This window comes from Enterococcus rotai (assembly GCF_001465345.1).
In the GTDB taxonomy this organism is placed as follows: domain Bacteria; phylum Bacillota; class Bacilli; order Lactobacillales; family Enterococcaceae; genus Enterococcus_L; species Enterococcus_L rotai.
Map to the genome: position 1 here is coordinate 196,012 of NZ_CP013655.1, position 23,862 is coordinate 219,873.

A 23,862-nucleotide genomic window follows, 5' to 3' on the forward strand; every position below is an offset into this window, starting at 1 on the left:
TTTTCCTCCTAAGAATCCAATCCCATAAATGTTGGATAGGCTGTTTCATCATGTTCAATGCGATCTAAGCCTAATGCTTCTTCTTTGGCGGAAACTCGAATCGGCATAAACAATTGAATCCCTTTGATGATCAAAAAGCTGGCAACTCCAGCAAATACGATGGTAAAAGCAATACTGGCTACCTGTGCCGCAAACAATTCAGTACCGCCATAAAGTAAGCCAGTTTTTCCGCCAACTGCTGGATCAGCAAAAATCCCCGTCATAATTCCTCCAAAAATCCCGCCAACACCATGACAACCAAAAGCATCTAACGCATCATCGTAGCCAAATTTATGTTTAACAAACGAAATAAAATAATAACAAAATGGGCTGACTAAAGCACCCAGAACAAATGAACTCCACAGAGAAACGAATCCGGCTCCCGGAGTAATGGCTACTAAACCTACCACAGCTCCTGTACAGGCCCCTACGACCGTTGGCTTACCGATTGCTAACTTTTCGATCAACATCCAGGAAAGCATCCCGCTGGCGGCGGCCGTATTAGTCGTCAGCATTGCATGGATCGCCAAACCATCCGCTGCCAGAGCTGAGCCTGCATTAAATCCGAACCATCCGAACCAAAGTAGCCCCGCTCCTAACACCACAAATGGAATGTTATGCGGACGATATTCCGTTTGCCGATATTCTCGACGTTGTCCTAAAACGATTGCCAATACCAGACCTGAAATCCCTGAGCTAATATGGACAACATTTCCGCCGGCAAAATCGATCGATCCTATTTCATCTAAAAAGCCTCCGCCCCAAACCATGTGAGCCATTGGGTAATAAACAATGATCGACCAAATACCAATAAATAAAAAGATTGCTGAAAATCGCATTCGTCCAACAACAGCGCCTGTAATGATCGCCGTTGTAATCAAGGCGAACATCATTTGAAACCCAGCAAATAAGCCTTCTGGAATCTTTTCTCCTTTCGTCATTGAAACATGCTCAAAAAATAGTTTATCCAAGTTGCCAACAAATAAATTCTCTCCACTAAACGACATTGAATAACCAATCATGACCCAAAGAACTGATGCAAGCCCCATTACGCAAATCACCATCATCATTGTATTGAGAATATTTTTCCTACGCTCCAATCCACCGTAAAAAAATGCCAGTGCTGGAGTCATCAAAAAGACCATTGCGGAGCAAATCAGAATAAACGCGATATTTCCTGTTTCCATAAAATCCCTCCAATTCCCAAGTTAAGCCAACCTTCACTTTAGCTTTGTCGGTTATTTTAGCATCGTTTTTTTAATTCTCCTAGTAAAAATCTCTCAAATCTGAAAAATAATTTCATTTTTCTGACAATTCACGTTATAAAAAATAACATCTATACCAATAAAGCGTTTTCTTTGTAATTATCCGTTTTTTTTACACTACCAATTTCACAAAAAATAAGCTGACCCTTTTTAGTCAGCTTATTCTCACTTTAATCTACATGATACTCTTTGTATACATCCTGTTTCTTCAATCCACGTAGCTTTGCTACTTCTTTGATAGCTTCTTTTGACGAACTTCCAGCATTCATCACAACTTCAATATGCTCTTTAATAGACAGTTCTAAATCTTCATTATCAGGTAGCGCTGATTCGCTAGCTCCTTCTACTAAAAGGCAGCACTCCCCTTTTAACGTATGTTCAGCCAAATACTCTCGTAATTCAGCTAACGTACCACGAAGATATTCTTCATGAAGTTTCGTTAATTCTCGACACACCACAGCCTTTCGCTCTTCACCAAAGACTTCCGAAAAATGCTTTACAGTAGTTGCAATTCGATGAGGTGATTCATAAAAAATTTGGGTTGGGGTTGCGGATTTTAATTGTTCCAAAACCTCAATCTGCTCTTTTTTCTTTCTTGGTAAAAAACCATAGAATGTAAAAGGTTGTGGAACTAGACCTGAAGCAATCAATGCGGTGATTCCAGCTGTGGGTCCAGGCAAAGCAACTACTTTGATGCCCGCTTCGATACACGCTTCAACTAACTCATGACCTGGATCACTAATCGACGGCATCCCCGCATCGCTAACTTGTGCAATCATTTCTCCCACCTCTAATCGTGCTATAAATTGCGGTATACGCTCTTTATAATTATGTTCATGAAAACTAATTTGAGGAGTCGTTATTTCAAAATGATTCAGCAATTTTTGCGTGTTTCGCGTATCTTCACTGGCAATGATCGTCGCCTCTTTTAAACAATTAATACAGCGAAAACTCATATCTTCCAAGTTTCCGATTGGTGTCGGCACTAAATACAGTTGACCTGTGCTAGATGAATCAAAACTTTTCTGTTTTTGCATAAGGGCTCCTTCTAACTTCATACTTTGAGTTATTGTAAAAAGGCTGAGACAAATTTTGTCACAGCCTCTAAATTTGATTCCTACTTATTTGTATCGTTCACCATAAATAACATCTAAACAAAATGCACATTCTTCATCATTTTCACGGCGTGAGCCATATAAAATATTGCAGACATGAAATCCTTCTTCATATAGCTTTTCCAAATTCATACGAGATTTAGAAAGCTCTTGCTTAGCTGGATCATTTGGGTCGCTAGCTAATTTAGTCAGCTCCTGCAAATGTTCGCGTAAGCGTTGATTTTCGATTTCAAGTGTTGTATTTTTTTCGACTAGCTCATGAAGAGCTTCTTTAATCTCTGATAATTGTCCCAAAGTTCCTTGTAGATCCGTCTCTAATGAACTCAGACCATCGTATAAAGAACGTTTATCCATTGTGATCACCTTTTTCGGCTTGAGCTTTTTCTGTTGCTTCTTTGATTTCTTCGTAATCATATTCTACTGCGGTTTCACGTCCAACTAAACGAACTTTGATGATACGGCTCAATAAGTTCAATCCGACAACTCGACCTTTACCATCTGGCGTGATCACGTCTTTACCATAGTCAGGTAATTCCTTTTTCGCTGCTTCGTATTCATCATTTTCATATTTCAAACAGCACATCAAGCGCCCGCACAAACCAGAAATTTTTACAGGATTAAGTGATAGACCTTGATCTTTTGCCATTTTGATTGAAACAGGCATAAAGTCACCTAGAAAAGTTGAACAGCATAATTGTCTGCCACAAGGACCGATCCCACCTAAAATTTTCGCTTCATCTCGTACGCCGATTTGGCGTAATTCAATTCTTGTACGGAAAATGGCTGCCAAATCTTTGACCAATTCACGGAAGTCGATGCGACCATCTGCGGTAAAATAGAAAACCATTTTACTGCGGTCAAATGTATATTCAACACGAATCAATTTCATTTCTAATTCATGTGCTCTAATTTTTTCTTTGGCCACGCTTAGTGCAGCTTGAGCATCGTCTACGTTTTTTTGTTCTTTTTCTAAATCGGTTTCTGATGCTTTATTTAAAATGGGTTTTAGTTCTTCTGGTAAGTCTTCCGGATCCACTGTTTTTTTAGGTATCGCAACTGTGGCCAGCTGTTTAGACTGCTGTGATTCCACAAGTACTTTCTCATTATAAAAATACTCTGATTTTCCAGGAGCAAAATAATAGATATGACCTGCTTCGCGGAAGCGAACTCCTACTACTTCTACCATTTTCATCCTCCTATTTATGTTTTAGGGTGGATCATTCTTATCACTAATTGTTCACAAACACTTTGCCAACTGACATTGGCTTCCCACTTTTGACGAGCTTGTAAAATCAGTTCCACTCGCCCAGCTTGTTGTTCCAGAACTCGTTTAAGCTGCTTTTGAGCCACACTTTCAGTTAGTTGTTTGCGATAATAAGCAAGTAATAAATCAAAACTCAACGCTTGCTGGTCTTTTTCTTTAAAGACTTTGACCATCTTTTTTTGGACATAGACAAAAGCTTGTAGATCATCTTTTATCAGATAGTCAAACCATTGTTGAGTAATTTCCCTAGCTTCATTAAACCATTCATCTTGAGAGATTTCAACTGCTTTGTCAAAACTATTTGTCAGTTCTGTCAAAAGACTGGCGGTATTTTTATTGATTCCAGACTCTACTAAAGCATGGATCAATTTTTCCTTTACTAAAGGTTGAAAATGAAGAACTTGGCATCTTGATTGGATTGTTGGTAAAATTTTTGCTAAAGAGGTTGTCTCTAAAATCGCCAGTACTTTGCCCTCGGGTTCTTCTAAGAATTTTAACAAGCTATTTGCGGCGCCAATACTCATTTTATCTGCTTGTTCAATTAGGAAAACTTTTTGCGCAGTCTCTACACCACTTTTGCTAAATTCAGCTTTCAACGCTCTGATTTGATCAACTTTGATCGTTTGACCATCGGGTGTGACCCGCATCACGTCTGGGTGTTCATTGTCATTGATCCGTAAACAATTATTGCATTGATTACAAGGATTATTATCCGTCAGATTTGTACAAAAAATATGTTTTGCCATCCACAAGCCAAATTCTTTTTTACCAGTTCCTGTATCGCCTTCAAAAAGATAAGCATGGGCAAGACGACCATGCTCAAAACTTTTTTGAAGTTGCTGGTAAAGCAACGGTTGTTGTTCATTTAAAACAGCTGCTTCATTCATTTTAATATTGATGGAACCCTTCAACCGGAAGAACAAACACTGTTGCTCCACCGACCTCGACCTCGACAGGATAAGGCACTTGTCCATCCATCGTAATATCTAGTGTTACAGGAGTTGACACATATTGTTTACGAGATTGACAGGTTTTTTTAATCAATTCCAATGCTTCTTCGACACGGTCATCGTCGATCCCAACAATAAAGGTGCTATTTCCAGCTTTTAAAAAGCCGCCCGTTGATGAAAGTTTTGTCGCACGGATATTGGCATCAATAAATTCATTGGCTAAACGGTTACTATCTTTATCTTGGACAATTGCTAAAATAATTTTCATATTCGGTCACCTTCCTAATTTCTAAAATATTCTGGATAACGATTTACGATTGCTTGAAACGTTGCTTCGACAACATTTTCCAAACTCATTCTGGCATCAATTTTTGTGATTCTTTCTGGGTTTTCTTCTACTAATTTTAGATATTCATGGCGAACTCGTTGATGAAACTCAAGTCCTTCTGAATCCAATCGGTCGATTTGTTGTTGACGATGATTTTTGATGCGATTCAATCCAGTATCAGAGTCTACATCCAAGTAGATCGTAAAATCTGGTACAGTTCCTTCGATCGCAAATTCATTGATCGTAGCGATTGCTTCAACACCGATTCGTCGCCCTGCTCCTTGATAGGCTAGCGAACTATCTACAAAACGATCACATAAAACAATATTACCTGCCTCCAATGCAGGTAACACCTTCTCCATCAAATGCTGACGTCTAGCCGCTGCATAAAGCAACGCTTCGGTCCGCTCATCCATTTCCTGATTTCTCGGATCTAAAATGATTTGACGAATCTTCTCAGCAATGGGAATCCCGCCAGGTTCTCTTGTCTTAATGATACTTCTTTCTGCTGCCAGATCCAGCCTTGGATATAATTCATTCAATACACTTGTTTTTCCTGCGCCATCTGGTCCTTCGATTGTTATAAAAATACCTTGCACTTTACTAATCCCCTAACTTACTTTGATTCCTTTTATCTATTATACTTTATCTGTCACAATCAGTCTAATTGAATTCCTTATTATTAAAAAATTCCTGATGAAAAATAAGACTGAGCTAAAATCCAATAGATTTTAGCTCAGTTTTATTTTATTTATTTGCCTTACTTACGCCCTTTTACTTTTTCCAAAAAGAATAACAACTATAGCACTCAAACAAAGACTGCCAAGGAAGAATAAATAATTCATAGTGGTTTCCCCGGCTTTAGGTAAGGTCTTGTTTTTTGGCACACTGTTACTATTTTCATCTACAGGATTATTCTCACTACTATCTTGTGGAGGTTTGGTTGCTTCTGCTTTTTTATTTTCGACGATGACTTCTAATGGTCCCATTTGTTCCAACGTAATTTCAAAGGGAATTGGTTCTTTTGTTAAAATATAGCCTGCTAAAGCCTTTGTTTCAACAAATTGATACGTCCCAAGTACTAGATCTTGAACAATCAGCTGACCATTTTTATCTGTGGTAAGTCCTGTTTGAAGTGTATTGCCATTATGATCTTGAAGCTCAAAAATAACACCTGCCAAAACTTCTTTCGTCATTTGATCGATTTTTAGCAATTGGACACTCCCTCGGACTGGTTCAGCTTTATTGGTCACTTGTTTAAAAGCTATTTTATTTTGAAAATCACTTGAAGAAATATGAATTGGCGTAGTGTCAATTATAAAACCAATAGGTGCTTTCGTCTCTATCAAAGTATAGTCTTCTTGTAGTAAATTAGTGATTTCACCCACACCTTGTTCATTCGTGATGATTTGACCCATTTTCTCATTAGTTGAATCTTTATAGACATCAAATTCAGCCCCCGCCAAAACAGCACCTTCTTCTGATGTTTTCAACAGTTGAATAGTGAATACTTCTCCTGTTCCAGTCCCACTCCCATCAGAATACTGTGTTTTAGACTCTTTTGAATCGATCGTTACTTGATTACTTTCTAAAGTAGCAAGATTAGAAAATTCTTCTTGATCTTGTACCTGATGATCGATCGATGTATCGTAAGAAATAAGATAACCGATTCCTTTAGGCATATCACCAAAATCGACCGTGAAACCATTTGACAGATACTTGATTGTTACTTGATCTGTAATATCCGTTTTATTTACTGGATTATCAAAAATGCCCTTGTCAGCATCTGGAAATTCTGCTGACGTTACTTTGATCGATCCCGGAACTAACGTATAGTTATCCGTTTGAAATGTATCTGTAACTACAGCGTTAGGAAATTCCTGCCCACTAGCGTTTACTCGAACTTCCCAATATAGTGTACGCGAATCTGATGAGAACCAAGACCATTTATTGATGACTTCATTTGGATCATCAGTTGCTTCTTCCACTTCTACTTCAGTAGACACTTCAGTTGTTTTGTTGATAGGAAAAACAAGTTTGATCGTACCATATTCATCGATCATCTGTTTATCGAAACGGGTTAAAAATTGCAAGGTTCCTTTAACATTGGAATGAGTCTCAACAAAATCAGTATAGGTTAATAAAACGGTTTTTGAGCCTTTGTCCGCAACGGCTGTAGCTACAACGGAACCATTTTCATCTAACATATCAAAACTCAAACTATTCACCAAATCTAACGCATCAGGCAGCTCGATCAATGTTGTATCCCCTGCTTTGGCACTTCCATTTGGAATACTCCAGTCCATATGAACCTGAATAATATCCCATGATTTAAACGAGGTCTGATCTTCTCCCTTTTCATTGGTAATTTTCACATTTTGAATCACATCATTTAGTTCTTTTCCTTGAGCGTTTGATTCGAAAAACAAAACCGAACTAATCAAAGCAAAAAATAAAGTGACAATAAAAATAAAATCCATCCCTATTTTATTATATTTTCGTTCCATTTTATATCTCCCTATCATCTAATTTTTATCGTTTCCATTTAAAAAAATATTCATTTTCCTGTTTTAAATCAAATGAAAACAGATTTCACCTATAATATTAATTATAAAACAATAAAAAGTATACAATGTATTTATTTTATAAAAAAAACAAATTATAAAAACATCTATATTAGACTATACCTTTCTTATTTGGTTTAGGCGTAAAACATTATATTCCTACTATTTTAAACGTGCTATAATCACTGTATAAAGACCAATAAAAACTGGGAGTGATTTATTTGGACAACTTATTTGCAGCAGTTGATGATTATTTTATTGAAAAACTGGTTGAAAATGATCCTATTTTTGATCAAATTTTGGTTAATAATCAAAAGCACCAGTTACCTCCTCACGATGTGTCCCCTTCCCAAGGGAAATTTTTATATCTTCTCGCAAAAATTAAAGGGGCCAAGCGGATTTTAGAAATTGGTACACTTGGTGGATACAGTACACTTTGGTTTGCGAAAGCATTAGATCACGATGGAAAAGTAGTCTCACTGGAATTTGATAAAAAACACGCTGAAGTTGCGAAAGAAAACTTGGCTCTCGCTGGTGTAGCGGATAAAGCAACCATTTTAATTGGTGCAGCTTCTGATAGCTTAGAGAAAATGGTAACCAGTCCAGAACCTGCTTTCGATTTAATTTTTATTGATGCTGATAAAGAAAATAATTCTGTTTACTTGAAATACGCACTACAACTCGCTTGTCCCGGCACTATTATTATTGGCGATAACGTTGTACGTGATGGCGCTGTTATTGATCCAAATAGTGCTGATGGACGAGTTATTGGTGTTCGATCTTTTGTAGATGACCTATCCGATTGTCCAACATTAACTTCAACTGCAATCGAAACCGTTGGTGTAAAAGGCTACGATGGATTTACGATCAGTATTGTTGAAAAATAAAGAATAAAAAATCAGCTTCAGTTACGCGCCGTCCACATAACTGAAGCTGATTTCTATTCTTTTAAAGTTCTCGACGTCCTTCTACGGCTTTAAGTAACGTCACTTCATCTGCATATTCAATATCGCTTCCGACAGATAAACCGTGTGCTAATCTAGTTACTACAATACCTGCTGGTTTGATCAAGCGAGATAAATACATAGCAGTCGCTTCACCTTCTGTCGTGGCGTTTGTTGCAATAATCACTTCTTTGACCTCATCATCATGCAAACGTTGAATTAGCGAAGCAATATTGATATCTTCTGGGCCAGTCCCTTCCATCGGTGATAATACGCCATGAAGGACATGATACAATCCATGATATTCGCGCATCTTCTCCATTGCCATAACATCTTTAGGTTCTTCAACTACTAAAATAATACTACGATCCCTCGTTGTATCTTGGCAAATTTCGCAAGGATCTTCCTCAGTAATGTTGCCACAAATACTACAAAAATGTAAATCGCGTTTCACACTGATCAATGCCTTAGCAAAAGCATTAACGTCCTCTTCTTTCATATCTAGAGTATAAAAAGCTAAACGAACGGCCGTTTTTTGACCAATCCCTGGTAATTTCATATAGCTTTCAACTAATTTAGCGATGGGTTCTGGGTAATGCATATTTTCTAACAATTCCTTTCATATCAAGCATTCAAAGAATGACTTTTTGTTAAGGTAACAAAAAGGGTAACAAGACAATGACTATAATTCAAGTACATTCGTTTCATTTTACCACATCTTTCACTTAAAAATAAAAAAAGCTAACTTCTTTTTAAATTCGTGACTGTAGTGACCCCAAAAAGTTAGACTTTTTATAGAGTGGATTTTTCCACTCTATTTTTATACAGATAATTTCTTTTCTAAATTCAATTGGGCTTTTCCAACCTAATTTTTCTTTCATACGTGAATGATTATAATAAATATATTTTTCTATTGTTTGTTTTAACTCATCGTAACTTTTATATATTTTACCGTGATACATTTCTTGTTTGAGAATACCGAAGAAATTCTCCATAGGAGAATTGTCTAAGCAGTTTCCTTTACGAGACATGCTCTGATAAATTTGTTTTTCTTTTAATGTATGACTATACGCTTTCATTTGATGAGCCCAACCTTGGTCAGAGTGGAAGGTACGACGAAATGGACAGTCTTTAGTCCGTTCAATAGCTTCTTCTAAAGCTTCCATAATCGTTTCCGCATTTGGCCTTTTTGATATGCGATAAGAAATAATTTCACTATTGTATAGATCCATGAAAGGGTCTAAGTAAAGTTTCTTAATCTGTAAAACATTAGAGGAATCCTTTTCATAGTATTTGAACTCAGTTGTATCAGTTGTAATTTTTTGATGCATAACACTGGTATAAAAGTGCCTGTTAAGAAGATTTTGAGCTATTTTTCCGATAGTTCTTCTGTACGAACTATACTTGCGTGACTTACGTGTAAATGAGCGAACTTGTAACGCCAACTTTTGCATTAACCTTTGTACTTTTTTCTTATTTACAATGCAACCTCGTTTTCTAAGTTCTTGATTCATTCGACGATACCCATAATCCTTATGTTGTTTTCGGATTTCTTTCATGAGTTGTTCAATCTCTTCAGTTGGGTTCTTACGATTGAACCTTTTCTGCCAATACATATAAGTTGATCTTGGAAACCTTAAGGTTTCCAGAATATCTTTTAATCTAAAATGTTCTCGGAGGCTGTGGATGATTTGCGCACAAGCTTCATTTTTTTGTGACGTTCCTTCAAACGCAACCTCCTCAATTCTTTTAAATAGGCATTCTCAATTTGAGCCATCCGTAGCTGCTTTTCTAACTCCTTTATTCGTTCGGTATCACCGGTTTTTATTGGTTCAGTTTCTTCACTTATCTTCTTAGGCATTTTGGAAGGGCGTCCTTTCATTTTTAAAAATCCCTTCAAGCCATTTTTACGATAGTTTCTAAGCCAATTAGCAATTAAAGAAAAATTGTTAATCTCCAATTGATTTGCAACTTCTTGAAAAGACATCTCTGTTGTTAAATACAACTCTATCGCATCTAACTTAAATTGAACAGAGTAACTTCTATTTTTTCGACTACGAAGTAGTCCCTCTTCTCCAAATTCTTTATATACATTAAGCCATTTTCTTATTTGATTATTACTTTTAAAACCATATTTTTTCGCTAGGGAGGAAGTGCCACCTTTTCCAGCTAGATAATCATGTACTATTTTTAACTTAAACTCAAAACTATATTTTGCCATATAAAAAGACCTCCAAAAGTTAGATTTTTTGGTCTAACTTTTGGGGGTCGGCTCATTTCTAAGATAGCTTTTCTTTCTATAAAAAATAATTATTATCCTTGTTCGATATTGTCGGTATTTTCAACACCATTAAAAATCATTAAGCATCACATTAATATGTTACGAACTAAGACAAAAAATAATTTGCTACTATAGACCATTTCAACTATTTTTTTTAGCCGATCCCTCCAATTTCCATGAGCAATAATAAAAATAGCCTTTCCTTTTTTGAAAAGACTATCTAAATAATACTATTTACTCGAAAAAATTATCATGCTCAGTAGTGATAAACTCCGTTTTACTCCATCTTGTACCATAAGGAAGATATTCACTACTAAATTTATACTTCTGCTTTCCTTCACTTGTTTTATATACTAGAACAAGATTTCCATCACTAGGTATTGCCTTATCATAATACAACGTTTTTTTATCCCCAACTTTTAACTTAGGACAACTTGCAAGAAGTGTATCATTTGAAGTAATTGTCAAGTTGGATTCAGATACTGTTAAACTTTGATATATCATTACATCTTTGATTTCATGTGACGACTCATTTATGATAATAAATTTATTATCAACTGGGAAGATTTCTGCATGAAAGAGACGTAGATACTTGTATAAAAATATTGAGAATACTATTACTATAACCATTACGAATAAATTTTTTTTTGATTTAAATCCCTTCATCCTATCACCTTTCTACTGATGATAAACGGTTCCCGTAAATCCTGCTCCTGTTGTTGCGATTAATCCTGTACGAGAACTATTCAATTTATACAAACGTCTGTTAAATATCATCTTTACAGTCCACTCAGCCATGTCTTTGGCTACAGGTCTTCTTCCTTTCATACCTATTGTAAAATTAGCACAATCATTATACGTGTTTCTCCCAGCTGCATTATTTGCTAAATCCATTTGTGTATAAGGTCCACTTGTACCATATTCATGAGCACTCCCCCACCTCTCAGCAACCCCAGCTCCATATCTATTAGTCATCAAGATATTCCAATAAAAATGCTGGAATGCATTCCCATCCGTTCCGTCCGTAGTAGCATTACTAAAAGTTTTTCTAGCTGCATTACTAGCTATATCAGCATAAAAAAAGCAATTTACTGATTCAGAAGGATATTTTTTAGCCAATTCTTTTTCTTTTGAATTTAGAATTTTTCCTGGAGAAGCAACCCCGCTTCTAGTTGATTGTTTAGGAAACTGGTTTAAAAGTTCAATTGTAAGATTATCTAATTCTTCATTAGTCATTATTGATGTATCATAATTCTCGTTAATCATTTTTGCAACTTTAACCATTGAATCACTATTCAAATTGTCAATATTGAGTTCTGCTGCCTCAACAGTCCCACCAAACATACTTAAAATAAAAATTCCTCCCAACAACATCATTAACTTACTCACACTTTTTCTAATCATATTTTAACTCTCCTTTATTTTATATAACATAATTATATCTAATACAACCAAAAATGTATATATTTTTATTTAATAGTTTAAAATAAAATAGAGGAATTTAAAAACCACTCATTTATAGTTTTATCAGTTCGTTTCTTTGACGCAGAAGCTTTTTCAGATGGTGGTTACACCTATTTTTCTATCTGTGAAACAAGAGAGTCAGCTGCATATCATTTCATGTAAAAAGAAATACGCGATGCTGACCCATATACTGAAAGTTATTTCAAAATGAAAGAGGTTATTTTTGGTGTAGAAGATGCTTTTAAACAACTTGAAAAGTAAAAGGAAATCGTCTGAGCATTTTAATGAATATTGATGTTGTGCTCGGCAAGTGGATCGATCGTGTTTATCGATAGCTATTAAACATAAACACAATTTGACATTAGTCCAGCCGATTAAAATTACTTTCTCACAATAAAATAGTATCCTAGATGCACTCAAAATTTTTTTACTGAAAAAGAATGATTGATAAAGCTTTCATTGTAAAAAAATATAGTGAAAAAGGCTATATCGTTAAAAGCAGCGTACACAAAAGAAACGTTCTTATAACTTATATATCAGTAAATATGGTGAAAAATTGGTGAAAGAAATGCGTGAATCTATTAAAACTACTGAAGACTATTTAATCCAACAAGATGGAGACGAACCGTTCAATAAATTAATCGATCATCTAAAGAAAATTTCTAACTACTTAAAAGAAGCTGATTAGTTTTTATTCTAAAGTCAAAAAAAGCCGAGACAAATGCTTGAACAGCATTTATCTCGACTTCATTTACCGCTATTTTCTGTCCTAAAATCCTGGCATTCCTTTAGCATATTTCCCCATAGTTGCTTCAGTTTCTTTTTCCACTTTCGTCAATGCATCATTGACCGCCATGATCACTAAATCTTGCAGCATTTCTACATCTTCTGGGTCCACAACATCTTCTTTGATAGAGATGTCTTTCATTTTACGATCACCAGTAAAAGTGGCTGTTATTAATTGGTTTGTTGCTTCACCAACAAACTCACGCACATTTAATTCCGCTTGCGCCTTTTCCATATCTTTTTGCATTTTTTGGACTTGTTTCATCATCCCTTGCATATTTCCCATGCCTCGCATCATAACTATCGTCTCCTCTTAATCGTTTATTACTTCAACAAGCGCTTCGCCAAACATCGCGATTGCTTCGTCTACTACTTGGTTATTGACTTCTTGTGCTGGTTCTTCATCTTCTAATAAATGATTCTCTTCATTATTGATGGGGTGTTCAGCAGTTGTTGGATCTCCTTGAGTATCTTTGTTTTGGCTAATAAAGGACTGACGTAATTTTGGCCAGCTTTCCTTCGTGATACAAACCATATCTGGTGCATAATTATTGACCAAACGGCTTAAATTATTGTGAACAGCCAACTGCATTTCTTCATCTTCCATGGCACGACCACAGACGATTTCATACTCAAAAGCAATTACTATTCCCTTAGGACTAGCGGCTACTGGTTCACTCGCTTTTAACATCGCTCGTTGAGTCACAGACATCATTTGCAATAAATCTTCCCAGACGTTTTTGACATTCAGTAAATGATCTTTCGTCGCTTCATTCAGTACTTTGTAAACTAACTCTGTCGGAATCCTTAGGGCGTTTTTACTACTAGTTGCTCGTGTTGGTTTAACCGGTTCAGCTTCTTTATCCGTGACACCATTTTTCTTCAATTCAGTTAATTCTTTTTGTAGCTGTTCGATTTGTTGTTGTAAAGTAGTGATCTCAGCTGTCGCAATTGGTTGTGCCTCATTGGAAATCTCTACCGGTTTTTTAACAGATTTTGCCAACTTAACAGTTGCTACTTCAAGATAAATATTAGCATTATTGGTAAAACGAATATCATTTTGAGTATCACTTAAAATTTGGATCATTTGATAAATTTTTTCAGCAGCAGTCTGTCCCGCTAAGCTTTTGAAATTCTCAGTCAAATTTCCAACTTTTTCCGCTAATAAATTTGGCGCCTGTTGAAACATCAGTAAATCACGGCAATATAACAACAAATCTTCTAAAAAGCGTCTAGCTTCTTTACCCGAACTAAGAATCGATTCTAATATTTCTAAGGCTTGCTCCACATCACCTGTTACACAGCTCGAAATATACTGATCCATCATTTCGTAAGTTAGACTACCAGTAACTTGCATTGCGTCTGTCAGAGTAACTTTTTCATCACTAAATGAAATCGTTTGATCTAGGATACTCAAAGCATCCCGCATCCCACCTTCAGCTGCTCGGCCAATCACATATAAAGCTTGTTCTTCAAACTCAACATCAATTTGCTTTAAAATATACCCTAAATGATCAACAATATCTTGTGTGCTGATGCGTTTAAAATCAAACCGTTGCGTTCTTGAAATAATCGTCAATGGAATCTTATGCGGTTCAGTCGTCGCTAAGATAAAAATAACATTTTGCGGCGGCTCTTCTAATGTTTTTAGTAATGCGTTAAACGCACCCGTCGACAACATATGTACTTCATCGATGATATAGACTTTATATTCAGCTTGTGTGGGTGCATATTTGGCTTTATCGCGAATATCACGAATTTCTTCAACACCATTATTACTGGCTGCATCGATCTCAATGACATCGTTCAAGCGTCCTTCAGTGATCGCAATACACGTCTCACATTCATTACATGGTTCCCCATCTACACTATGTTTACAGTTGATTGCTTTAGCAAAAATTTTCGCCGCACTGGTTTTCCCGGTTCCTCTTGGGCCGGTAAACAGATAGGCATGCGAGGTTTTCTTTTGTATGATCGCATTTTTTAATGTCTGCGTAATTGCTTTTTGTCCAACAACGTCATCAAAACGCTGTGAACGCCAGACACGATACAAAGCTTGATAAGCCATAATTTACCCCTCCCTCGAAATTTCACTATCTTCTATTATACGTGATTTTTATGGATAAGGCATTAAAAAAAGCAAACTCATTAAAAAATAGTTTAAAAAAAAGCCCTGACTCTCGTCAGAACTTTCTAAAACATATTAGATATGTGTATCTGTTTCTTCATTTTTAGTTGGTCCGTCCATCGCACGGAACATTTGATTATAACGTTCTTCATCTTCTTGATTATCTCTGATCACTTTTGAAAGTGTAAATGACGAAGAAATCAAGCCAACTGATCCCATCAAATAATACCCTTTAACCATCAAAGGTTCTTTTAAGGTGTACAAACCAATCAACATCAATGCCACGAAAAAGGCAAATGATCCCCAACTTAGAAAGACAAATGCAGGTGTGTTTCTGTAAGCTTTCTTTTTCATAATTCTCTCCTTTAAAATTAATAATACTTTTTCAGTATAACATTACTATTTATTAAATGACACTCTTTATTTTAATTTTAAAAAAATAATAGACCTTAATAACTAACAAAAAATAACGATTTAGGTATTTAAATAGGCAATATCTTTAGGTAAGACCAGTCGTCTTTTATCAATATATTTTCGTAGATCCGTTATGTTCTTGAATGACGGAATATCTTCAACGATCATGTTGATTTTTTCATCTATCGTTTCAAGTGCATAATTTGATACATATAGGTCATATTGTTGATCAACACTATTCACCAATTGATCATAAAAATGGTTTTCTTGAACAGATAGGTTGACCTTGTTCCGGAAATTTTCTTTTAAAACAGAGCTTAGCAACTGCGCATGTTCTTTGCCTAAATCGCTTAACACCAAAACAGATAATTGATGTCTCATCTCATCTGTCAATTTACTAAGATCCTGCCAACGAATCGCCATTTCATGAAGAATACTATCTAGGTACATTGATTGCCAAGGAAATTTCATTTTTGCTTCCAATACTCCTAAAGCTTTCGTAACGACAGCTGTAAAAACGATGAAATTTTGTTTGATTGCCCGGCTTGAATATAAGTAACGATCATATACCATAAACTTTTTATAAGGAAACATCTTGTGTTTGGCATAGAGATACTCAATCAAACGGACAATGCTTATTTTACTTTGTTCTGAGATAGAAATAGACAGCGCCTCTTTTATCGTTTTGACTAGATTCTCTGCTTGATAGATAACATTTACTTTCTCTTGTTCATTATCCCAACCAAAATCCCACCAAAAAATAGAATAACAAAAATCTTCATACCAATTATCAGGCAATACCACATTTAAAGGTTCCGCGATTTCTTCAACATCCGCTTGATATTTTCTGACATCGATCGTCGTTTTAACAAAACTATTGATTGGATCTTTTCTATCCTGAATCAAAAATCCTTGCCGTTCGCGAATGATCGTGACCGCAATTGAATAAGCTAAATGAACGATTTGGCTATCATTTAGTTCTAGAGCAAATTTCTGATTGATCTTATTAGACAGCTTAAAAACTTTTGTACGATCTAGATGAAATGGCCATTCTCGGATTCCATATACTTCAATAAAATAGCAAGTAAAAAAGTAGCGAATCTGCCGCTCGTCTTTCCCATGAACAAAGTAAGGAGATCGGCTCATCTGAATATTACGATCTTTGAGTGCCGAACTGATTATATTTGAAAGACGGTATAAACTAGAATTACTTAAAAATAATTTTTTTTCCCAATAAACAGCTGGCTGCATTGGTTCAAAAAAGATCGATTCTAACAAAGAGAATGCATTTGATTCTTGAATGATTTCAATGTAAATATCATGGATCGACCTGTGTGGTGAAGCAATCAGTCGGATTCCATGTTTTCTAGAGGTCTCGATCGTCAGATAATCGGGCCAGCGATCTTCTATGTACTGACAATCCAACATGATTGTTTTTTTTGAACAATCGATACTTTCAGCTAAATAATCGGATGTAATCCAACTATTTGGACCATTTAATAAATTCAACAACAACACTCTACGATGCATAGATGGCGATAACAATCGTTCCATTTTATCTCCTCTTTCTTATTTTCTATTAAATTCTTCAAAAATTTCCAGTAGTTAAGATTTTTTTGAAGAAATCCTTATTTAACAACAATTATAACATCTTTATCATGGTTTTTGAATTAATCTAAAGCGCAACTCAATTGGTTTATTTTAACCTGGGTCTTATTATAAAAATATAAAAACGCGGATTTAAAATTTATCGATAAATGGAAAATCTCACCACACTTTTGGAGGGATTCTACATGAAAAAAAACACAATTAAACACACAATCATTATTGGTTTCATCAGTATTTTAAGCATTTTTTTACTTATTGGTGGTTATATTTTCACCGATGCCTACAGTCGTGCAAACAGCCTGAATGCTAAACCGAAAAAAACAAACATTACCTTAGTCAAAAACGTTCCAACTGACAAAGAATTAAGTAAACAGAACGTCACACCTAAGAAAAAGCAAAATAAGGACAAAATAGTTGCTGTAAATACGACCAAAGATACTATTGCGCCAACTATTTCCGCTCCAGAAGAAACGGTTGAACAAAATAGCCAAGTAAACATCTATGAAGAAGTCACAGCAACTGATAATAAAGATGGAGACCTTACTGTTAAATTATCTGCAGATAAAACACTAGATACCTCTGTTTTAGGCACCCAAATAATCCATTATTCAGTAACTGATGCAAGTGGCAATTCTGGTGGGGCTGACAGAACATTTACGATTATTCCAAAAAGTGAACCTGTTGTGGTTGCGGCTACACCACAAGCTGAACCTCAGGTGACAGAACAACCAGCAGCACCTGCTGAACCAGCGCAAACCGAAGTAGCAACCACACCTGTGGCACCTGTAGCGGCGAGTTCTTCACCAATGACAATCACGATGAACGGCCAAACGATTCCTTATCAAAACGGCGGTCAAGGGAGTGGTCAAAGCGTAATCGATTCTAATCCTGGTGGTGTTGCTTCTACCTGGGGAGGTGCGGCTGTTCAATCAGGTGATGATGGGCAAAACACTCATTTTATTGGTCACAATCCTGGTGCTTTTTCAACAGTCTTTTCATTAGGCTCAGGTAGTCAAATTGTTGTGACAGATGCAAACGGCACTCCCACAACGTATACGGTACGCACTTTACTTCAATTGGATGATTATGGCATTGAAGTTGGAACTGGAACCGACTATTGGGATCTCACTGTAGGTACAGGCGGTGGTGAGCGAGTTACACTTCAAAGCTGTGTCAATGATAATATCAATTTGTTTGTTATTGCCTATAAATAAAAGAAAGAGCATCAACGATAATCACCTCGTTGATGCTCTCTCGATCAATTCTGTTGCAATCGTGATTTTTCTTGCAATCGGTGCTTGTTCATAAATAATCGACAATATCGTTTCAATCGCTAGCTCACCCATCCATTCTGTATGGATTTTAATTGTAGTCAACGGTGGACTAACATATTTGGCTACGCTGATATCATTGAACCCAATCACCGAAATATCTTCCGGTACTTTTAATCCAACTTCTTGAATCGCTTTTAAGGCACCCACAGCAAGTGCGTCACTAGATGCAAAAAAGGCCGTTGGAAATGTTTGAGGCTGTCTACTTAAAAACTGTTTCATCACATCATAGCCACTATTAACAGTGAACGGCGCCTTTAAAATATACTCTTCATGCAACAAGTCCTTTTGTTCTAGAATCTCTTTAAAAATTGTCAATCGTTTATCTTCAAGTAATTCATGACTTCCTCGAGTATATTCTTCTCCAGCAAGTATACCGATTTCTTGATGTCCATGTTGAGCTAAGTAAGTCAAAACAGCAGACATACTTTGTTGAAAATCGATGACTAGAGAATTATACCCTAAATCAAGCGCATCAAAGTCAACAAACAGCAAATTAGGATTTTTATCAAAAAGAAAATCTGCTTCAGCTTTGTCAAATTTTCCTAAAGCCAAAATCCCATCTGCAGTTTCATGATCTAATTCTTCCATAGAACGTTTGACCAACTCAATACGCATTTCTTCTGCTTTTTTTTCAATCCCTAAACGAATCGATAGATAGTAAATGTCTTCTAATTCTTCTACTTCGTCATACCACTGAACGAATAGGATCTTTGCTTTAGCCGTCTTTGGACCTTTTTTATGCTTTGTATAGTTTAACTCTTCTGCCGCTTCAAAGACTTTTTGCTTTGTCTGGATTCCAACAGAAAGATCCGGATCATAATTCAGCACTCTAGAAACTGTTGCAGGTGAAACACCTGCTAATGATGCGATGTCTTTGATCGTTGCCATGTTTTCACCAGCCTTTCTTTATAGACTATCGATAAAACGTTTAAAGGCAGCTTGACCTTCTAGCGTACGTTTATAAACACCAGCATCGGCTAAAACCTGAGCAAAAATTTGCCCCACCTCTTTTTGAATTAGTTCTTTAGCATTGGCTTCATTAAAAGAATAATTTTCCTTCATCTGATCTGCCCAAGCTTTATGATACTCGGCAATATGATGTTCTTTTTCTAAAACATATTTTTCCACTTCTTGAAGTTCATCATTTAAACGAGGCGGTAATACGGCTAAGCCCATCACTTCGATCAACCCGATATTTTCCTTTTTGATATGCTGAACTTCTTGATGAGGATGAAAAATACCATCTGGATGTTCATCAGAAACATTATTATCACGTAGTACCAAGTCCATCTCAAATAACGAGCCTTTGCGACGTGCAATTGGTGTAATCGTATGATGCGGCGTTCCATCCTCCGAAAAAGCTCGAATCGAGACTTTCTCATCAGAATAGTGTTGCCATTTATCTAAAATCAAGGCAGCTGCTTCAACCAAGTCTTCTGAATTAGGACTTTGCAAGCGAATCACAGACATCGGCCATTTGACGATCCCAGCATTCATCAATGGAAAATCACTTAGCTCAAAATATTGTTCGATCGGAGCTTTCTCCATCGGAAATATATGTCGTCCTGCTTGATAATGATCATGGGTCAAAATCGAACCACCCACAATTGGTAAATCTGCATTAGAGCCAACAAAATAATGTGGCAACACTTCAATAATTCTAGTCAAGCGATGAAATGTTTCCTTTGAGATGACCATAGGGCGATGTTCTTCTGACAGAATAATTGAATGTTCATTATAGTAAGCATACGGTGAATACTGAAATCCCCAACTTTCTCCATCTAAATTCATCCGAATGATCCGATGATTCGTTCTAGCCGGATAATTTGTCCGACCTTTATACCCTTCATTTTCCATACATAAAACACACTTAGGATAATTTACCTGTGTGGCTTGACGTGCAGCCGCAATTTGCTTTGGGTCTTTTTCGGGTCTAGATAAATTGATGGTAATTTCTAATTGACCATACTCTGTTTCAGCTGGAAAAACAATATTTTTAGCAATAGCACGTGTCTTAATATAATCATTTTCTTTACTTAATTTATAGAAATAATCCGTTGCATCGACCGGGTCTTTTTCATAATGTTGGGCAAAAAATGCATTCACAACTGAAGGTGGTGGTGTTAAAAAATCCATCAATTGTGCTTCAAAAATCTCTAAATCCGCTGATTCCTCTTGAACAATCCCATTTTTTAAAGCTTGTTCGACCAACTCATCTAATAATTCCAAGGATGTTTTAGTCACGACCACTGGAAAAACAGGATCTAATGACTCTTCACCAATCATTGCAAGTACCCGATTTTGTAAATAAAGACGATCCAACTCCATCCAACCACCAGCTTGAATAGCTAACGTGACAAAATCAGTAACAGTTTGACTAATTGACACAACGATTCCTCCTAAATTTAAAAGCGTAGCAGGCTCGTTCAGCTCTGACAGAAAAATAGGAAAATCTAAATGAGGTGCTTTTTACCTCATTTAGATTTTATCTTTTTTCCGAAGAGCTAGCCTGTGAAGCTAGATAATACATGGTAACAACGTTCCGCTTCGCTGCACCTTGTACTTTGAAACATCAGTTCATTTTATTCACTGTGTTTCAAAGCAAAAGCCTAGCAGGCTCGTTCAGCCATGACAGGAAAATAGGAAAAATTGACTGAGACGTTCTTTGTCTCATTCAATTTTTATCTTTTTCCCGAAAGGCTAGCCTGTAAAGCTAGATACTGTTAAAAGCTGAAAAAGCTCGTTCAGTCTCGACTCGAAAATAGGAAAAATTGACTGAGGCGCTCTTTGCCTCTTTCCATTTTTATCTTTTTCCCGAGACCTTCAATCCTTAGAGCTTTAGCTCTTAGGAATTGATGAGATCGAAGTAGAGCGTAGTGACTAGCTCTTGAAGCTAGATAACATATGGTAACAACGTTCCGCTTTGCTTCACCTTGTACTTTTCAACATCTTAATAACAGAAGGAAGTAACGTTCCTTTCAGTTACCTTGTACCAAGTCTTTTCGTGCGACGAGTAATCGCAGGAGCATTCAACATCAACTCATTTCTTCTTTGTGTTTCTTGGCATGTTTCAATGCAAAATACTTCTTATTCATACCCTTTAGGATGACTAACATGCCATTCCCAAGCAGTTTTGATGATCTGTTTGATATCCGTAACTTGAGGTTCCCAGCCCAGAACCATCTTAGCTTTTTCACTTGAAGCAACTAGTTTACTTGGATCGCCTAGACGGCGAGGCAAGACTTTTGCTGGTATTTCTTTGCCAGTTACAGCACGTGCTGCTTCCAACATCTCTTTAACGGAATAGCCTGTATTGCTACCTAAGTTAAAAATGTTACTTTCATTTCCTTTTTGTAAATAATCTAAAGCTGCGATATGGGCTGCAATCAAGTCTTCAATATAAACATAATCACGAATACACGTGCCATCTGGGGTATCATAATCCTCACCATAAATACCTAGATATTCTCTTTGTCCTAAAGCCGTTTGTAAAATAATCGGAATCAAATGCGTCTCTGGATCATGATCTTCACCAATCGAAGCATCAGATTTTGCCCCGGCTACATTAAAATAACGAAGAGCTACGTAACGAATCCCATAGGCTTTATCACACCATTTCATCATTTTTTCCATCATTAATTTACTTTCACCATAGGGATTTTCTGGATTTGTTGGCATTGTTTCGACGATCGGCATTTCCTTTGGTTCTCCATATGTTGCAGCGGTTGAAGAAAATACAATATGTTTTACGCCGAATTCTTCCATTACTTCTAACGTAATTTGCGTACCATGAACATTGTTATTAAAATAGACTAATGGCTTTTCTACCGACTCACCAACTAATGAACTTGCAGCAAAATGAATCACACCATCGATTGTTTCTTTTGTAAAGACATCTTGCATAAATTTTTTATCGCGAATATCACCTTGATAAAATTTAGCTTTTTCATGAATTGATTGTCTATGACCTGTTTGTAGATTGTCGATCACAATCACTTCGTATCCTTTATTGATCAGTTGGTCTACTGCGTGTGAGCCAATATAACCTGCCCCACCTAAAACTAAAATTGACATATCATTACCTCCTAATTAAATACAACAAAGATTAAAATTATTTTTTGTATTCCTTATTTTACAGCTTTCTCGCTCCATCATCAACGTTTGCAATATAAAAATCTGCTGAGTAGCCAATTTTCTCCTTGTAAACTTTTCCGACTTGTTCAATAAAAGGCTCTAGTTCAGTTTCCTTAACTAAAGCAATCGCACAACCACCAAAACCAGCTCCAGTCATGCGTGCACCTAAGACTCCTGGCTGTTTTTGTGCTGCCATAACTAATGTATCAAGTTCAATACCCGTTACTTCATAATCATCTTTTAAAGATGCGTGAGAAGCATTCACTAGTTGTCCAAAGTAGGTTAAATCATTATCCGATAAGGCATTCTTCGCTTTGATCGTACGCTGGTTTTCAGTCACCGCATGTTTTGCTCGCTTGATCAACACCTCATCTGCAATCATTTCTTTATTTTTTTCAAACAAATCCTCTGTCAGTTCCCCCAAAGTATTAATTGGTAACGCAGTTTGTAGATGGCTCAAAGCTAATTCACATTCCGCCCGTCGCTCATTATATTTTGAATCTGCTAATTCTCTGCGTTTATTCGTATTCATGATCACAATCACATAGTCACCAAACTCTGCTGGTACTAATTCATAATCAAGCGTGTTTGTATCTAATAAAATTGCTTGGTCTCGTTTCCCCATACCAATCGCAAATTGATCCATGATTCCAGAGTTGACACCGATGAATTGATTTTCCACTCGTTTTCCTGTCTTCACAAGATCCATCATACTAAGCCCTAGATCAAATAGATCATTTAATATAACACCCATTAACAATTCAATTGAAGCGGATGATGAAAGTCCCGCACCATTTGGAATCGTACCCCAAAAAAGAAGATCCATACCTTGATCGATAGTGTGTCCTGCTTCTATTAAATATTGGATCATTCCTTTTGGATAATTTGTCCAATCATCGGCTTTTTTGTAGGTTAGATCCGTTAATGATACTTCGATAATCCCTAATTCTGAAAAATTCTCTGAATAAAAACGAATAACTTGATCTGTCCGCTTCCTAACAGCACCATATGTTCCAATCGTAATTGCCGCTGGAAAAACGTGGCCGCCATTATAATCAGTATGCTCTCCAATCAAGTTGATTCTTCCCGGAGCAAAAAATAGTTCATTGGTCTCTATTCCAAATGTAGAATAGAATAGTTCTTGTAAGTCATTTTCCACAGTGATCACCTCTTGATACATTTTAGTAAATTAATTGTAAAACATTTACTAAACTTTTACAAGCTATTTCATAAAACGATTACAT

21 protein-coding genes and 1 pseudogene are annotated in these 23,862 nt (G+C 36.3%); 2 read left to right on the forward strand and 20 right to left on the reverse strand.

The genetic code is table 11. The features are described 5' to 3' along the window. Positions 1–8 precede the first annotated feature (8 nt). From ATZ35_RS00890 to ATZ35_RS00925, 8 genes are all read right to left on the reverse strand, one after another. The gene (locus tag ATZ35_RS00890) at positions 9–1,226 is read right to left on the reverse strand and encodes an ammonium transporter (protein ID WP_208928563.1); all 1,218 of its coding nucleotides are present in this window, start codon (positions 1,224–1,226) and stop codon (positions 9–11) included. 248 nt (positions 1,227–1,474) lie between these two features. Continuing rightward, entirely contained in the window at positions 1,475–2,341 is an 867-nt protein-coding gene (gene rsmI, locus ATZ35_RS00895) for a 16S rRNA (cytidine(1402)-2'-O)-methyltransferase (RefSeq protein WP_208928565.1), read from the reverse strand. 84 nt (positions 2,342–2,425) lie between these two features. Then, entirely contained in the window at positions 2,426–2,773 is a 348-nt protein-coding gene (locus ATZ35_RS00900; protein WP_010773302.1) for a DNA replication initiation control protein YabA, read from the reverse strand. Further along, positions 2,766–3,605 (reverse strand): PSP1 domain-containing protein, encoded by an 840-nt coding sequence (locus tag ATZ35_RS00905; protein ID WP_208928567.1) that lies wholly within the window; start codon positions 3,603–3,605, stop codon positions 2,766–2,768. Before ATZ35_RS00905 ends, ATZ35_RS00900 begins: the two co-directional genes overlap by 8 nt. Before the next feature lie 14 nt (positions 3,606–3,619). Continuing rightward, positions 3,620–4,570, reverse strand: coding sequence for a DNA polymerase III subunit delta' (gene holB, locus ATZ35_RS00910; protein WP_208930405.1), 951 nt, complete (start codon positions 4,568–4,570; stop codon positions 3,620–3,622). 1 nt (position 4,571) lies between these two features. Then, the gene (gene darA, locus ATZ35_RS00915; RefSeq protein WP_010760520.1) at positions 4,572–4,901 is read right to left on the reverse strand and encodes a cyclic di-AMP receptor DarA; all 330 of its coding nucleotides are present in this window, start codon (positions 4,899–4,901) and stop codon (positions 4,572–4,574) included. Between the two features lie 14 nt (positions 4,902–4,915). Continuing rightward, positions 4,916–5,560, reverse strand: a complete 645-nt coding sequence (gene tmk / locus ATZ35_RS00920) for a dTMP kinase (RefSeq protein ID WP_208928581.1) — start codon at positions 5,558–5,560, stop codon at positions 4,916–4,918. A gap of 165 nt (positions 5,561–5,725) precedes the next feature. Continuing rightward, positions 5,726–7,468: a SpaA isopeptide-forming pilin-related protein gene (locus tag ATZ35_RS00925; RefSeq protein WP_208928584.1), complete on the reverse strand. Its 1,743-nt coding sequence runs from the start codon at positions 7,466–7,468 to the stop codon at positions 5,726–5,728. 269 nt (positions 7,469–7,737) lie between these two features. Here ATZ35_RS00925 and ATZ35_RS00930 point away from each other — a divergent pair, with 269 nt between their 5' ends. Continuing rightward, entirely contained in the window at positions 7,738–8,412 is a 675-nt protein-coding gene (locus tag ATZ35_RS00930) for an O-methyltransferase (protein ID WP_244148193.1), read from the forward strand. Positions 8,413–8,473: 61 nt separating this feature from the next. On the opposite strand, the gene recR is transcribed toward ATZ35_RS00930, so the two are convergent. The 8 genes and pseudogenes from recR to ATZ35_RS00970 form a co-directional block, all read right to left on the reverse strand. Further along, positions 8,474–9,070: a recombination mediator RecR gene (gene recR / locus ATZ35_RS00935; RefSeq protein WP_086278733.1), complete on the reverse strand. Its 597-nt coding sequence runs from the start codon at positions 9,068–9,070 to the stop codon at positions 8,474–8,476. A gap of 235 nt (positions 9,071–9,305) precedes the next feature. After that, positions 9,306–10,690 (reverse strand): annotated as a pseudogene (locus tag ATZ35_RS00940) (IS3 family transposase); the annotation flags it as partial. A 294-nt stretch (positions 10,691–10,984) separates the two neighbouring features. Continuing rightward, on the reverse strand, positions 10,985–11,416 hold the full coding sequence (locus ATZ35_RS00945) for a hypothetical protein (protein ID WP_208928590.1): 432 nt from the start codon (positions 11,414–11,416) through the stop codon (positions 10,985–10,987). Positions 11,417–11,428: 12 nt separating this feature from the next. Further along, positions 11,429–12,154 (reverse strand): DUF6973 domain-containing protein, encoded by a 726-nt coding sequence (locus ATZ35_RS00950; RefSeq protein WP_208928592.1) that lies wholly within the window; start codon positions 12,152–12,154, stop codon positions 11,429–11,431. An 829-nt stretch (positions 12,155–12,983) separates the two neighbouring features. Then, a complete protein-coding gene (locus tag ATZ35_RS00955; RefSeq protein WP_208928595.1) occupies positions 12,984–13,298 on the reverse strand; it encodes a YbaB/EbfC family nucleoid-associated protein in 315 nt (104 codons plus the stop codon). A gap of 15 nt (positions 13,299–13,313) precedes the next feature. After that, positions 13,314–15,068 carry a DNA polymerase III subunit gamma/tau gene (gene dnaX, locus ATZ35_RS00960; RefSeq protein ID WP_208928598.1) on the reverse strand — a complete coding sequence of 585 codons (1,755 nt, stop codon included), beginning with the start codon at positions 15,066–15,068 and terminating at the stop codon, positions 13,314–13,316. A gap of 135 nt (positions 15,069–15,203) precedes the next feature. After that, complete coding sequence (locus ATZ35_RS00965) at positions 15,204–15,482, reverse strand: YiaA/YiaB family inner membrane protein (protein WP_208928601.1); 279 nt, start codon at positions 15,480–15,482, stop codon at positions 15,204–15,206. 120 nt (positions 15,483–15,602) lie between these two features. After that, a complete protein-coding gene (locus tag ATZ35_RS00970; RefSeq protein ID WP_208928604.1) occupies positions 15,603–17,096 on the reverse strand; it encodes an AcpB/EbpR/MafR family transcriptional regulator in 1,494 nt (497 codons plus the stop codon). A gap of 239 nt (positions 17,097–17,335) precedes the next feature. Between ATZ35_RS00970 and ATZ35_RS00975 the strand changes: the two genes are divergently transcribed. Next, entirely contained in the window at positions 17,336–18,364 is a 1,029-nt protein-coding gene (locus ATZ35_RS00975; RefSeq protein WP_208928607.1) for an immunoglobulin-like domain-containing protein, read from the forward strand. Positions 18,365–18,385: 21 nt separating this feature from the next. On the opposite strand, the gene ATZ35_RS00980 is transcribed toward ATZ35_RS00975, so the two are convergent. The 4 genes from ATZ35_RS00980 to ATZ35_RS00995 form a co-directional block, all read right to left on the reverse strand. Further along, complete coding sequence (locus tag ATZ35_RS00980; protein WP_208928609.1) at positions 18,386–19,372, reverse strand: LacI family DNA-binding transcriptional regulator; 987 nt, start codon at positions 19,370–19,372, stop codon at positions 18,386–18,388. 18 nt (positions 19,373–19,390) lie between these two features. Continuing rightward, positions 19,391–20,872 carry a UDP-glucose--hexose-1-phosphate uridylyltransferase gene (galT, locus tag ATZ35_RS00985; RefSeq protein ID WP_208928611.1) on the reverse strand — a complete coding sequence of 494 codons (1,482 nt, stop codon included), beginning with the start codon at positions 20,870–20,872 and terminating at the stop codon, positions 19,391–19,393. A 699-nt stretch (positions 20,873–21,571) separates the two neighbouring features. Beyond that, positions 21,572–22,558: a UDP-glucose 4-epimerase GalE gene (gene galE / locus ATZ35_RS00990; RefSeq protein WP_208928614.1), complete on the reverse strand. Its 987-nt coding sequence runs from the start codon at positions 22,556–22,558 to the stop codon at positions 21,572–21,574. 58 nt (positions 22,559–22,616) lie between these two features. Further along, positions 22,617–23,777, reverse strand: a complete 1,161-nt coding sequence (locus tag ATZ35_RS00995) for a galactokinase (protein WP_244148194.1) — start codon at positions 23,775–23,777, stop codon at positions 22,617–22,619. Between the last annotated feature and the right edge of the window lie 85 nt (positions 23,778–23,862).